This is a genomic window from Taibaiella soli (assembly GCF_003236175.1).
In the GTDB taxonomy this organism is placed as follows: domain Bacteria; phylum Bacteroidota; class Bacteroidia; order Chitinophagales; family Chitinophagaceae; genus QKTW01.
This window is the reverse complement of record NZ_QKTW01000016.1, coordinates 252,237-264,356: the sequence shown is the minus strand read 5'-3', so window position 1 is coordinate 264,356 and position 12,120 is coordinate 252,237. Positions and strand designations below refer to the sequence as shown.

Sequence of the window (12,120 nt, the reverse complement as noted above, 5' to 3'; positions counted from 1 at the left end):
TCAGGAAAAATAAAATACACATTTGCTTAATTTAAAACACCGAATTGTCGCATTGCTTACAGTTTCTTAACTTTGTGCGACCGAACAGCTTTTCCCGACTATTTTATTGTTTTGCGATAGCTGCGCACCGGTCATAAAACTGGAGCGTTATGACTAAGTATATATTTGTAACCGGAGGCGTTACGTCTTCGTTAGGTAAAGGAATTATTGCAGCATCCCTGGCAAAATTGCTCCAGGCACGTGGCTTTCGCACCACCATCCAAAAATTTGATCCGTATATCAACGTTGACCCTGGTACGCTAAACCCGTACGAGCATGGTGAATGTTATGTAACGGAAGATGGCGCGGAAACAGATCTCGATCTCGGCCACTATGAGCGTTATCTCAATACGCACACTTCTCAGGCCAACAACGTTACCACCGGCCGTATTTATCAGTATGTAATCAACAAAGAGCGTGAAGGCGCTTACCTCGGTAAAACCGTGCAGGTAATTCCGCACATCACCGATGAAATCAAACGTCGCATTATGCTTCTGGGCAATGATGATCAGTTTGATATCGTGATTACCGAACTGGGTGGTACTGTAGGTGACATTGAATCGCTGCCATACATTGAGGCGGTTCGTCAGCTGAAATGGGAACTCGGTGATGACAACTGTCTGGTAGTGCACCTGACTTTGATTCCTTACCTGAAAGCAGCTAAGGAACTGAAAACAAAGCCAACACAACACTCTGTAAAACTGCTTAGTGAAAACGGTATTAATCCGGATATCCTGGTTTGCCGTACCGAAGAGCCTTTATACAAAGATCTGAAACGCAAAATCGCTCAGTTCTGTAATGTGACGCAAGATTCAGTTATTGAAGCGTTGGATGCCGACACTATCTACAGCGTACCGCTGGAAATGATGCGCGAACGCCTGGATGTGATCTGTCTGCAGAAGCTCGGTCTGGAACTCGGTCCTGATCCTGAACTCGGTTTAGGTAAATGGAAAGAATTCCTTAACAAACTCCGCTATCCAAAATCTAAAGTAACCATTGGTCTTATCGGTAAATATGTGGAACTGCAGGATGCTTACAAATCTATTTTGGAAGCGCTGATCCACGCTGGTGCCATGAATGAGTGTAAAGTAGAAGTACGCAATATCCACTCTGAATATCTGACTCCGGAAAACGCGGTAGAAAAACTGCACAATCTGGATGCGATTCTGGTAGCTCCTGGCTTCGGAAGCCGTGGTATTGAAGGTAAAATCGATGCGATTCGATTCGCACGTGAAAATAAAATTCCATTCTTCGGTATTTGTCTGGGTATGCAAATGGCTTGTGTTGAGTTTGCTCGCAACGTACTTAATATGGCAACTGCACATTCTACAGAAATGAATCCTGATACGCATAACGCTGTAATTGCCATGATGGAAGAGCAAAAAGCCATCACACAAATGGGTGGTACAATGCGTCTGGGCGCATATGACTGTGAACTCCGTGATGACTCTAAAGCGGCTAAAATTTATGGTTCTAACCGTATTTCAGAACGTCATCGTCACCGTTATGAGTTCAATAATGAGTACATCGATGCTTTTGAAAAAGCAGGTATGATTCCGGTAGGTAAAAATCCTAAGACGGGTCTGGTTGAAATCGTTGAAATTCCGGAACATCCATTCTACGTAGGTACTCAGTTCCATCCTGAATATAAGAGCACTGTGGAAAACCCGCATCCTTTGTTCGTTGCATTTGTAAAAGCCGCTAAAGAAGCGCAGGAACAGCGCAACAATGGCAATACGCACAAAGTTTTCGAAAAAACAGTTGCTTAATTGATTATTGAGATCTGTTTATAAATAGCTAAAGCCGGTAAAATTTTACCGGCTTTTTTATACTCATTAAATTCTGGTCCGATTTTTGGATTATTGGTTAACAATAAAAAAATGACATTTTGGACATTCATATTTCAAATCCACGTATTTTGAATGAAATCATTAACCATTCAATTTTATGTTTGGAGGTAATAAATCAAAGGGAGATTTTTCCTATGATCAGTTAGCCAATAGTACCACCACAATCAGTACGGGCACAGTTATTAAAGGTGATATTACGAGCGAAACCAATGTGCGGATAGACGGCAAAATCATTGGGAATGTGCAGACAAAGGCAAAAGTTGTAATAGGCCCTGAAGGCGAAATAGAAGGTGATGTTACAGCACATGAAGCGGACATAGTCGGCAAAGTGACCGGAAACCTTTTTATAAAAGAGCTGCTTCAACTGAAAGATAATTGCCTGATTAACGGCAATATTAATTCCGGAAAACTCCAAATTGAACCTGCTGCGGTATTTAATGGTAACTGCCAGATGACGCCCAGCCTGAACGCTCTTTCGCAAAAAGAAGAAAAAACAAAACGATCTGCTGGTGTTTTAAATTAATACATCGGCAATAGCAGTTTGAATATATATTTTTATACCTATGAAAATTTTACATTATAAATAAGTATAAGTTCGATATAATATTCTGCCAAATTATTTGCATTTTTACATTTGATTTCTAATACTTTTTCATGAGTACTGTCTTACTGCACATCGAAAATGGCGTTGCATATATAACTCTTAACCGACCTGAAAAATACAATAGCTTTAACCGCGACATGGCGCTGACTTTACAGGCTCATCTTGATGCCTGCGAAAAAGATGACAATGTGCGTTGTATCTATATTACCGGCAATGGCAAAGGCTTTTGTGCGGGCCAGGATCTGAGCGAATTTCCTTCTCCTGCGGAGATTGATTTTGAAAAAGTGGTACGCGAGCATTATAATCCGGTTATTTCCCGTTTCAGAAACATTGAAAAACCTATAGTTGCAGCCGTAAATGGTGTCGCAGCCGGTGCCGGCGCTAATCTCGCCCTTGCGTGCGATGTGGTAGTAGCTAATAAATCAGCATCTTTTGTTCAGGCATTCAGCAAAATAGGCCTCGTTCCTGATAGTGGCGGCACATTCTTCCTGCCACGCCTGGTAGGTTTACAACGCGCTTCTGCACTAATGATGCTGGCCGATAAAGTAACTGCAGAAGAAGCAGTAAACATGGGTATGATCTACCGCGCTTACGATGATGAAATGTTCGAACAGGAAAGCAAGCGCATTGCTGCTACTCTGGCCCAAATGCCGACAATTGGCCTTGGCCTTACTAAACGTGCACTGAATCAGTCTTATAACAACAACCTGAATCAGCAGCTGGAACTGGAAAAAGAACTGCAGGTGAAAGCAGGTCGCACTGAAGATTTTAAGGAAGGCGTCAATGGTTTCCTTGAAAAAAGAAAGCCTGAATTTAAAGGCAAGTAATTCCTGAATTTTCTCTAAAAACAATACTTAGCGCAACAATCCCAGTTGCGCTTTTTCATTTCCGGCGATCGTTGCATGTTCAAGTATAATACGGTCAATGATCTGTGCGGTCTGATCCGGATAATCCACACGTAATACTTTTCCCGCGCTCAACCACAAACGGATACGATCATAATATTTCCTGCTCAGTGATTTAATAACCGGAATACCCATATTAGCCAATGCAGCGGCATTACATTGTTGTTCATATTGATTCTGCATCGGTATTACCATTATCTTTTTACCAAGAAACATCGCTTCTGCGGGCCCTTCAAAACCAGCACCAAGTAATACTCCATTACTTGAAGCCATGCTTTTGATAAAAGCTTTATTTTCTATCGGGCTAATATGCACATTCTTATGAGAGAATGCTTCTTTATTGTGTTTGGAAAATACCTGCCATTCTACCTCCTCAAAACGAGATAAGTGCTGTATCAGATCATGATCATTATAGGCTGGAAGATAAACCGTTATATGCCCTTCATTAGTAGCAGCCAATTCTCTAACTTCTTTCCGGATCACCGGTGTATAAATATCTCGGGAAAATGAACGAAAATGAAAACCATAAGCGGCGGTGTACGGTGCATATCTCCGCAATACCAGCATTCCGAAACGGTCATGCTCATCCGGCAATGGCACTTTTTTATCTAACACAGCCGATTGGTGACTCAGCGCAATACAGGGAACCTTTTTCATTTTGCAGGCCCAGGCACTTACTGGCTCAAAATCATTAATCACTAAATCATAATCACGAACCGGAAGACTAGAAATATCACGAATTAAACGGGGCAATTTCATGCTTTTGGCTGTTTGCCAAAGATCTACGCCGCCGTGGTTGCCAAAAATGAAGCTAAGACCGTAAAACTTATATTTTACCGGAAACGGGACCTCTACATCTGCCTGAATACCAGAAATAAGCACGTCTACATTTCCATATCGGCAAAGCTCTGGGTAAACATCACGGGCACGGCTCAAATGGCCATTTCCTGTACCTTGAATGGCGAAAAGAATATTCACGTTAGTATTTTTTAGTCTGTTTCAACAGGGCCATGTTCTGGATTCTTGACATTAAGTTCATGCAGTAAGCTAGCCATCAGTTCCTTAGGACTTTCACCCTTATTTTTCTTCTTATTCTTGATTTCTATAGCTTGAGCCACTGGATCTTCAGAATAACGATAAATACTCCATTTATTTTCGTTGTATTCCAGTGCGGTCAGATTTTCGATCCAGTCACCTGAATTCATATAAATAACTGAGCCTTTTTCGGTTACAACTGTATTAATTTCCGGTTGATGGATATGTCCGCAAATCACATATTTATACTGATTGCTGGCTGCTATTTCACAAACAGTTGATTCGAATTTGTTGATGAATTTCACCGCACCTTTCACACTGTTTTTGACTTTTTTAGAAAGAGAAATCTTTCCACGACCCATTTTTAAAGAAATGAAATTGACGAAACGGTTGATAAGAATAAGTGTATCATAACCTATCGCGCCCAGTTTTGCCAGCCACTTACTATGTTGCATCACCACGTCAAACACATCTCCATGGAAAATCCAGACATTGGCACCATCAATTTTCAAAGAAAGTTTATTGGCAATTTTCAAGGAGCCAAGATGGAAATCTTTAAACCGCCGGAGTAATTCATCATGATTACCTGGGATGTAATAAACAGGCACATCCTTCGCGATTAGCCCAACAAGATGCTTTACAACCATCATATGTGTTGCCGGCCAATACCGTTTGCTGAATTGCCAGATGTCTATAATGTCGCCGTTTAACACGACTGCCTTGGGGCTGATACTTTTCAAATACTGCAACAACTCTTTCGCATGACAACCATAGGTGCCCAAATGCACATCCGATATCACAACTATATCTACTTCCCGTTTAGCCATATCTTTTATAAAAGCGTGTTTAAAAATTTGAGGGCTTTTACAAAGAGAACATTTAATTATAAAGGCTGGATTAAGAATGTATTAAGGAAATATTAAAATCATTTCAAGTCTGATTTGCAAAATTTTGCCCCATTAAAATGAATAATAGTATACAGATTTATATATATATTCTAAATGGTTGTTTTTAAATATTATATTAAAATAAAAAAACCATCATTATTACACAATATGTCTATTTATTAAAAAATAAAAAGGATGCTTCATTCAGCATCCATTATGTTAAAATTTTTAAGACTATTACTCAGATGTAAAATAAAAAAGCTGCAAAGTGGATCACTTCGCAGCTTTAGATATAAAACATCTTAATGTTAAATAATTTCAGCAACCTCAGGCAAATGACGCGCCTCGTATTTCTTCATTTCCTGCGCAATAGCGGCAATATGCTCCGGAGTAGTACCACAACATCCACCAACTAAGTTAAGCCAGCCATCAGCCGCAAATTGGCCTACAATGGCGGCTGTTTGTTCAGGTGTTTCATCATACTCACCCATCGCATTCGGCAAACCAGCGTTTGGATAAGCGCTTACAAAGCAAGCAGCCAGCTCAGAAAGTTCTGCAATATGTGGACGCATTTGCTCTGCACCCAATGCGCAGTTCAAACCGATACTTACCGGATTGGCGTGCATTACGGAAATATAAAACGCTTCCAGCGTTTGGCCACTCAACGTACGACCAGAAGCGTCGGTAATCGTACCCGAAATCATTACTGGCAATTTTTCTATCTCAGAATAATCACGGAAATATTTCTCGATCGCAAAAATGGCAGCTTTGGCATTCAGCGTATCAAAGATTGTTTCAATCAGGAGAATGTCCGCACCACCTTTCACCAGCGCGTCAATCTGTTCGTAATATGCTGTAGCTACTTCGTCGAAAGTAATAGCGCGATAACCGGGTTCGTTCACGTCAGGTGAAAGACTCAGCGTTTTATTCATTGGACCGATTGCGCCTGCAACAAAACAGTTTGCATCCGGATGTTCTGCCTTAAATTCTTTTACCGCCTGCTGCGCGATTTGTGCCGCTGCAAAATTGATTTCATAAGAAAGTGACTGCATATCATAGTCGGCCATCGAAACCTGTTGCGCGTTAAACGTGTTTGTTTCGATGATATTGGCGCCCGCAGTTAGATATTGCTTATGTATTCCTTTAATAATTTCGGGCTGCGTAAGGCACAGCAAATCGTTATTTCCCTTCAGATCTATATGCCAGTCTTTAAAACGCTCGCCGCGATAATCTTCTTCTTGTAATTTATGTCGCTGGATCATGGTTCCCATAGCCCCGTCAATGATGAGGATACGTTGTTCCAATAATCCTGTAAGAATTTCTCTTTTTGTCATGATTGGCAAAATTAAGGAATATGGCCCTAACGGTTGATATGCCGTTATAGACATGTTTAATAAAAAAGTCCCCGCATAAAGCAGGGACTTTCCATTTATTTTTCAAAAAGCTGATTAAGCTTCGATTTTCAGCATTTTCGCGTATTTCGCACGATCATTCTCATCGAGCATGATTTTACGCAAACGGATGCTTTGCGGCGTTACCTCGATACATTCGTCCTGTTGGATGTATTCCATACATTCTTCCAGAGTCATTTGAATTTTCGGAGTGATGCTGCTGGTGCCATCTGAACCTGATGCACGCATGTTGGTCAGTTTTTTACCTTCCACAGCATTTACGTTCAGGTCACCTGGTTTAATGTGCTCAGCCAAGATCTGACCAGCGTAAATTTCTTCACCCGGGTCAACGAAGAATGAACCACGATCCTGCAGTTTATCGATAGAATAAGCGGTAGTAGTACCAGCTTGTTTTGCTACCAAAACACCGTTGTTACGGCCAGGGATAGTACCTTTCCAAGGCTTGTATTCGCTAAAGCGGTGCGCCATTACAGCTTCACCTGCAGTAGCAGTCAGCATTTGTGAACGCAGACCGATCAAACCACGTGAAGGAACGTCAAATTCCAGGTGTTGCATTTCACCTTTGCTTTCCATGATCAGCATTTCACCTTTACGTTGCGTAACGAGGTCAATTACTTTACCAGAGAATTCAGAAGGAACGTCTACCACCAATGATTCGTATGGTTCACATTTCTGGCCATCGATTTCTTTAGTGATTACCTGTGGCTGACCTACAGTCAGTTCATAACCTTCACGACGCATTGTTTCAACCAATACGCTCAAGTGGAGGATACCACGACCATAAACCAGGAATTTATCAGCGTCATCGGTGTCTTTAACACGCAATGCGAGATTCTTTTCAAGCTCTTTATTCAAACGGTCGCGGAGGTTACGGCTGGTAACGAATTTACCTTCACGGCCAAAGAAAGGCGAGTTATTGATGCTGAACTGCATATTCATTGTCGGCTCATCGATAGCAATTACCGGCAATGCCTCTGGGTTTTCGAAATCAGCAACTGTTTCACCGATCTGGAAATCTTCGATACCTACGATTGCACAGATATCACCAGCAGCTACTTCAGTTACTTTTTTCTTGCCCATACCTTCGAACGTATACAGCTCTTTGATACGGCTTTTCACCATTGAACCATCCAGTTTGCACAGTTGTACCGGCATACCTTCTTTCAATGTACCACGAACCACTTTACCAATGGCAATACGGCCGAGGAATGAAGAGTAATCCAGTGAAGTGATCTGCATTTGAACAGTACCTTCGGTTACTTTCGGTTCAGGAACTTTTTCAAGGATAGTATCCAACAGCGGAGTGATGTCCTCTGTAGGCGTCAGAGACGTGTTAAACCAACCTTGTTTAGAAGAACCGTAGATAGTCGGGAAGTTGAGCTGATCTTCGGTAGCATCAAGCTGGAAGAACAGTTCAAATACTGCATCGTGCACTTCGTCAGGACGGCAGTTTGGCTTATCTACTTTGTTGATTACGACGATTGGACGCAGATTCAGTTCGAGTGCTTTTTGCAGTACGAAACGTGTTTGCGGCATCGGACCTTCGAAAGCATCCACAAGCAGCACAACACCATCTGCCATTTTCAAAACGCGTTCTACTTCACCACCGAAATCGGCGTGGCCTGGAGTATCGATAACGTTGATCTTAACATCCTTGTAGTTTACTGAGATGTTTTTACTGAGGATGGTAATACCACGCTCACGTTCCAGATCGTTGTTATCCATGATCAGTTCACCCGTTTCCTGGTTGTCACGGAATACTTTAGTCGCATGAATAATTTTATCTACGAGCGTTGTTTTACCGTGGTCAACGTGCGCGATAATGGCAATGTTTCTGATTTGCATAAAATAAATTAAACGATGGATTTTTTTAATACGCTGAACGAAGGAAATTTCTCATTTACTCAAAACCGACACTCACACAGCGCTCCATCCATTTCAAATTTTGCGCAAAGGTACGAAAATATTAGACTACAATTAATAAAGGACAGTTAAGTTTATTTAAAGTATTAATTTATTTCGGAATAAATACATTTTATAACTTTAAAACCTAATAAAGATAAATTATTATAATATATAAATATTAATATTTTGTTCCCTAGCTCTGCTATTTTCGCTTAATATTTCTGTTCAGAAAAAAATCATCCACGTACACAAACTGTAAACATGAATGGGCAATCCATGAAATTAAAACAGTATTTCGTGATGACAAAAGGAAAAACAGAAAAACTCAGAATAGCATAAAAACTACTGAGATCATGAAAGGGCATTTAGCATATATTACCCGACTTGCAGAAATGGAAAAGATTGTTGTAGCAGGTCCATTCGGTAATGACGGAAACCGACGAGGCATACTTATTTTTAACTGCGACACAAAAGAAGAAGTAGAGCAATTGTTGATTACTGATCCGTCATTTCTTCCGGTAAATTAGCTTATGAAATTCATCCCTGGTGATCAGATCAAAGTTTTGTTTTCAAATAACGCGAATAAATAAATGGTAAATTAAAAGCAGAACATTAATTCACTCTACTCTTAGTTCATTTTAAATGGCGCTAGTAATTTAAATTCCGGAATCGCTACAGTAAAGTTCTTTTTGTTGTAAAGATTTTCCATCAGATACGTACCATACATCTTTCCAATCTCCGTGCGCAGATTGCATGCTGAGACATATTGATAGTCTTCCCCGGGCTGTATGATCGGTTGCTGACCTACTACACCCTCCCCTTCGACTTCACGAAACAAGCCATTAGAATCGACAATATGCCAATGTCTGCGAAGTAATTTCACTGGCACTGTACTTAAATTTTCAATTGTTATTCTGTATGCAAAAAGATATTCCCCGTTTAACGGATTACTTTGATTCGGTTGATAGAATGTTTCAACAGTAATACTGACACCTTCAGTTATTTGCTTTACCATTTTTTGTTTTCTTTTAATTTCCTCGTCTAAAGTAAATATACTTATTTAATTAGCTTCCGGATTCTAATAGTTGGTTAATAGCATCAGAAATTAAATCCTGTTCATAGCCTTTTTGTAAAAGATATCTGTAGACCTTTCCTTTTTTATTGAACTCATTTGTTTCTCTATTTAGCTCTCTCCACTTTTTTACGCATAATTGATTCAAAACAGAATCATACTCATTCGCATCAATTTCAGACATACCCTTTTTAACGCAATATTCCGATATCTTATGGAGCTTTAATTCCTGGAGGATCTTCTTTCTACCCCACTTCTTTAAGCGAAATTTACCCCTTACAAATGCCCTTGCATACCGCTCTTCATTCAATAAGTTATCTCCTATCAAGTCTGCAATCAATGTTTCAACCTGATCTTTTCTTGCACCAAGATCATATAATTTGTTTCGTACATCCTGATGACACCTTTCCTGGTAATTGCAATATTTGTAAATCGCCGTTCTGAAATCCATTTATCTGACTGAAAAGTACCTAATCAAGACATTAAAATAATCAAAAAAAATTGGCTTAGTAACGCTACTAAACCAATTTCTTAATTTTTTAACGACCCATATAAACCATCAGGATTTGCACATCGCTTGGATTGACTCCGCTTATACGACTTGCTTGCCCCAGAGTGTTCGGTCTTATCTTATTTAACTTTTGTCGTGCTTCCATCGACAAAGCAGTCAATTTATCATAATTAAAGCTGTCTGGGATCATTAAATCCTCTAAACTGGCCATTTTCTTAACCAATTCACGCTCTTTTTCGATGTAAACGTCATACTTAGCCTGGATCTCAGCCTGCTCGAGGGAATGGATGTGCACGTCTCCAATAGCGGCCTTTAATTCTGGAATTTCAGCGCACAATTCCTTCAAATCTATGTTCGGACGGAGTAATAATTTTAGTGCTCTTGAACGTTCTACCAACGGCGAAGAATCCTTAGAAGACAAATATTCATTCGCTGCTGCTGGTTCTACAGAAAAGTCCGCAAGTGTTTTTTTGATTTGTTCTACCTCGTCCATCTTCTTACGAACCAATTCCATACGCTCTTCAGAGGCCAATCCCATCTCATAGCTCATCGGTGTAAGGCGCATATCAGCGTTATCCTGTCTTAATAACGTCCTAAATTCAGCCCTGCTGGTAAACATTCGATAAGGCTCATCTGTTCCTTTATTGATCAAATCATCAATTAATACACCAATATATGCGTCACTTCTCTGCAGAACGAACGGTTCTTGTTCATGTGCATTTCTATGTGCATTGATACCAGCCATTAATCCCTGACAAGCGGCTTCTTCATAACCAGTGGTGCCATTTATCTGTCCTGCGAAGAAAAGGTTACGAATTTCCTTAGTTTCCAGTGTAAATTTCAACTGTGTTGGTGGAAAATAATCGTATTCAATGGCATATCCAGGACGGAAGAAACGGCAATTCTCAAAACCAGGCACCATTTTTAGCGCTTTATATTGAACGTCTTCTGGCAACGAAGTACTGAAACCATTTACATAGATCTCCACTGTATTCCATCCCTCTGGCTCTACAAACAACTGATGACGATCTCTATCTGCAAAGCGATTGATCTTATCTTCGATACTAGGACAATAACGTGGACCACTACCTTTAATACGGCCTTGATACATTGGAGATTGCTCAAAACCAGTCTTAAGAATATCGTGTACTTCCTGACTTGTATAAGTAATCCAGCAAGCACGCTGCTCTTGCGGTTTAATCCTTTCCACTGGTAAATAAGAAAACCCTACAATTTCCTCATCACCTTCCTGCTTTTCCATCTTAGTATAGTCCAAACTACGGCCATCAATACGTGGTGGCGTTCCAGTTTTCAATCTTGCAGACTCAAAACCAAGCTCTACAAGCTGTTCTGTAATACCAGAAGCGCCTTTCTCCCCTATTCTCCCCCCACCAAACTGTTTCTCTCCAATATGAATCACACCATTCAGGAACGTACCATTAGTAAGTACTACAGACTTAGCGCGAATCTCTTGTCCCATTCCTGTTACCACACCTTGAATTGTTCCACGTGAAACAATCAACTCTTTCACCATATCCTGCCAAAAGTCTACATTAGATGTAGCTTCAAGCATCTCACGCCAAGTGGCAGCGAAAAGCATTCGATCATTCTGTGTACGTGGGCTCCACATACCAGGACCTTTAGATTTATTCAGCATCCTGAATTGAATCATGCTTTTATCGCTTACAATACCACTATAACCACCAAGCGCATCTATTTCTCTTACGATTTGTCCTTTCGCTATTCCACCCATAGCTGGATTGCAGCTCATCTGTGCGATGGTCTGCATATTCATGGTAACCAAAAGAACTTTGGATCCCATATTTGCAGCTGCAGCTGCGGCCTCACATCCAGCGTGGCCGGCACCTACAACTATAACATCATATTCTGGAAACATAGT

At 40.5% G+C, this 12,120-nt stretch carries 11 protein-coding genes; 4 read left to right on the top strand and 7 right to left on the bottom strand.

The window, feature by feature from the left end:
- Positions 1-149: 149 nt before the first annotated feature.
- The 3 genes from DN068_RS11155 (at position 150) to DN068_RS11145 (ending at position 3,320) form a co-directional block, all read left to right on the top strand.
- Complete coding sequence (locus DN068_RS11155) at positions 150-1,808, top strand: CTP synthase (protein ID WP_110998993.1); 1,659 nt, start codon at positions 150-152, stop codon at positions 1,806-1,808.
- A 178-nt stretch (positions 1,809-1,986) separates the two neighbouring features.
- The gene (locus DN068_RS11150; protein WP_110998992.1) at positions 1,987-2,412 is read left to right on the top strand and encodes a bactofilin family protein; all 426 of its coding nucleotides are present in this window, start codon (positions 1,987-1,989) and stop codon (positions 2,410-2,412) included.
- A gap of 131 nt (positions 2,413-2,543) precedes the next feature.
- Positions 2,544-3,320 (top strand): enoyl-CoA hydratase-related protein, encoded by a 777-nt coding sequence (locus DN068_RS11145; protein WP_110998991.1) that lies wholly within the window; start codon positions 2,544-2,546, stop codon positions 3,318-3,320.
- A gap of 27 nt (positions 3,321-3,347) precedes the next feature.
- On the opposite strand, the gene DN068_RS11140 is transcribed toward DN068_RS11145, so the two are convergent.
- From DN068_RS11140 to typA, 4 genes are all read right to left on the bottom strand, one after another.
- A complete protein-coding gene (locus tag DN068_RS11140; RefSeq protein WP_110998990.1) occupies positions 3,348-4,376 on the bottom strand; it encodes a glycosyltransferase family protein in 1,029 nt (342 codons plus the stop codon).
- Between the two features lie 11 nt (positions 4,377-4,387).
- Positions 4,388-5,260, bottom strand: a complete 873-nt coding sequence (locus DN068_RS11135; RefSeq protein ID WP_110998989.1) for a UDP-2,3-diacylglucosamine diphosphatase — start codon at positions 5,258-5,260, stop codon at positions 4,388-4,390.
- Between the two features lie 368 nt (positions 5,261-5,628).
- Positions 5,629-6,654 (bottom strand): homocysteine S-methyltransferase family protein, encoded by a 1,026-nt coding sequence (locus DN068_RS11130; protein ID WP_110998988.1) that lies wholly within the window; start codon positions 6,652-6,654, stop codon positions 5,629-5,631.
- 114 nt (positions 6,655-6,768) lie between these two features.
- Complete coding sequence (gene typA / locus DN068_RS11125) at positions 6,769-8,577, bottom strand: translational GTPase TypA (protein WP_110998987.1); 1,809 nt, start codon at positions 8,575-8,577, stop codon at positions 6,769-6,771.
- 413 nt (positions 8,578-8,990) lie between these two features.
- On the opposite strand from typA, the gene DN068_RS22130 reads away from it, so the two are divergent.
- Positions 8,991-9,164: a YciI family protein gene (locus DN068_RS22130; protein ID WP_165836363.1), complete on the top strand. Its 174-nt coding sequence runs from the start codon at positions 8,991-8,993 to the stop codon at positions 9,162-9,164.
- 101 nt (positions 9,165-9,265) lie between these two features.
- Here DN068_RS22130 and apaG read toward each other — a convergent pair whose 3' ends face one another.
- The 3 genes from apaG to mnmG all read right to left on the bottom strand — a co-directional run bounded on the left by apaG (position 9,266) and on the right by mnmG (position 12,117).
- Positions 9,266-9,652 carry a Co2+/Mg2+ efflux protein ApaG gene (gene apaG, locus DN068_RS11120; protein ID WP_110998986.1) on the bottom strand — a complete coding sequence of 129 codons (387 nt, stop codon included), beginning with the start codon at positions 9,650-9,652 and terminating at the stop codon, positions 9,266-9,268.
- A gap of 49 nt (positions 9,653-9,701) precedes the next feature.
- On the bottom strand, positions 9,702-10,160 hold the full coding sequence (locus DN068_RS11115) for a regulatory protein RecX (RefSeq protein ID WP_110998985.1): 459 nt from the start codon (positions 10,158-10,160) through the stop codon (positions 9,702-9,704).
- Between the two features lie 88 nt (positions 10,161-10,248).
- Positions 10,249-12,117, bottom strand: a complete 1,869-nt coding sequence (mnmG, locus tag DN068_RS11110; protein WP_110998984.1) for a tRNA uridine-5-carboxymethylaminomethyl(34) synthesis enzyme MnmG — start codon at positions 12,115-12,117, stop codon at positions 10,249-10,251.
- Between the last annotated feature and the right edge of the window lie 3 nt (positions 12,118-12,120).

What these genes read in the sequence shown, in the direction of transcription:
- DN068_RS11150 (WP_110998992.1), top strand. Translation starts at nt 1,987, where the DNA reads ATGTTTGGAGGTAATAAATCAAAGGGAGATTTTTCCTATGATCAGTTA.
- apaG (WP_110998986.1), bottom strand. Translation starts at nt 9,652, where the DNA reads ATGGTAAAGCAAATAACTGAAGGTGTCAGTATTACTGTTGAAACATTC.
- DN068_RS11135 (WP_110998989.1), bottom strand. Translation starts at nt 5,260, where the DNA reads ATGGCTAAACGGGAAGTAGATATAGTTGTGATATCGGATGTGCATTTG.
- DN068_RS11145 (WP_110998991.1), top strand. Translation starts at nt 2,544, where the DNA reads ATGAGTACTGTCTTACTGCACATCGAAAATGGCGTTGCATATATAACT.
- DN068_RS11155 (WP_110998993.1), top strand. Translation starts at nt 150, where the DNA reads ATGACTAAGTATATATTTGTAACCGGAGGCGTTACGTCTTCGTTAGGT.
- mnmG (WP_110998984.1), bottom strand. Translation starts at nt 12,117, where the DNA reads ATGTTTCCAGAATATGATGTTATAGTTGTAGGTGCCGGCCACGCTGGA.
- DN068_RS11130 (WP_110998988.1), bottom strand. Translation starts at nt 6,654, where the DNA reads ATGACAAAAAGAGAAATTCTTACAGGATTATTGGAACAACGTATCCTC.
- DN068_RS11115 (WP_110998985.1), bottom strand. Translation starts at nt 10,160, where the DNA reads ATGGATTTCAGAACGGCGATTTACAAATATTGCAATTACCAGGAAAGG.
- DN068_RS22130 (WP_165836363.1), top strand. Translation starts at nt 8,991, where the DNA reads ATGAAAGGGCATTTAGCATATATTACCCGACTTGCAGAAATGGAAAAG.
- typA (WP_110998987.1), bottom strand. Translation starts at nt 8,577, where the DNA reads ATGCAAATCAGAAACATTGCCATTATCGCGCACGTTGACCACGGTAAA.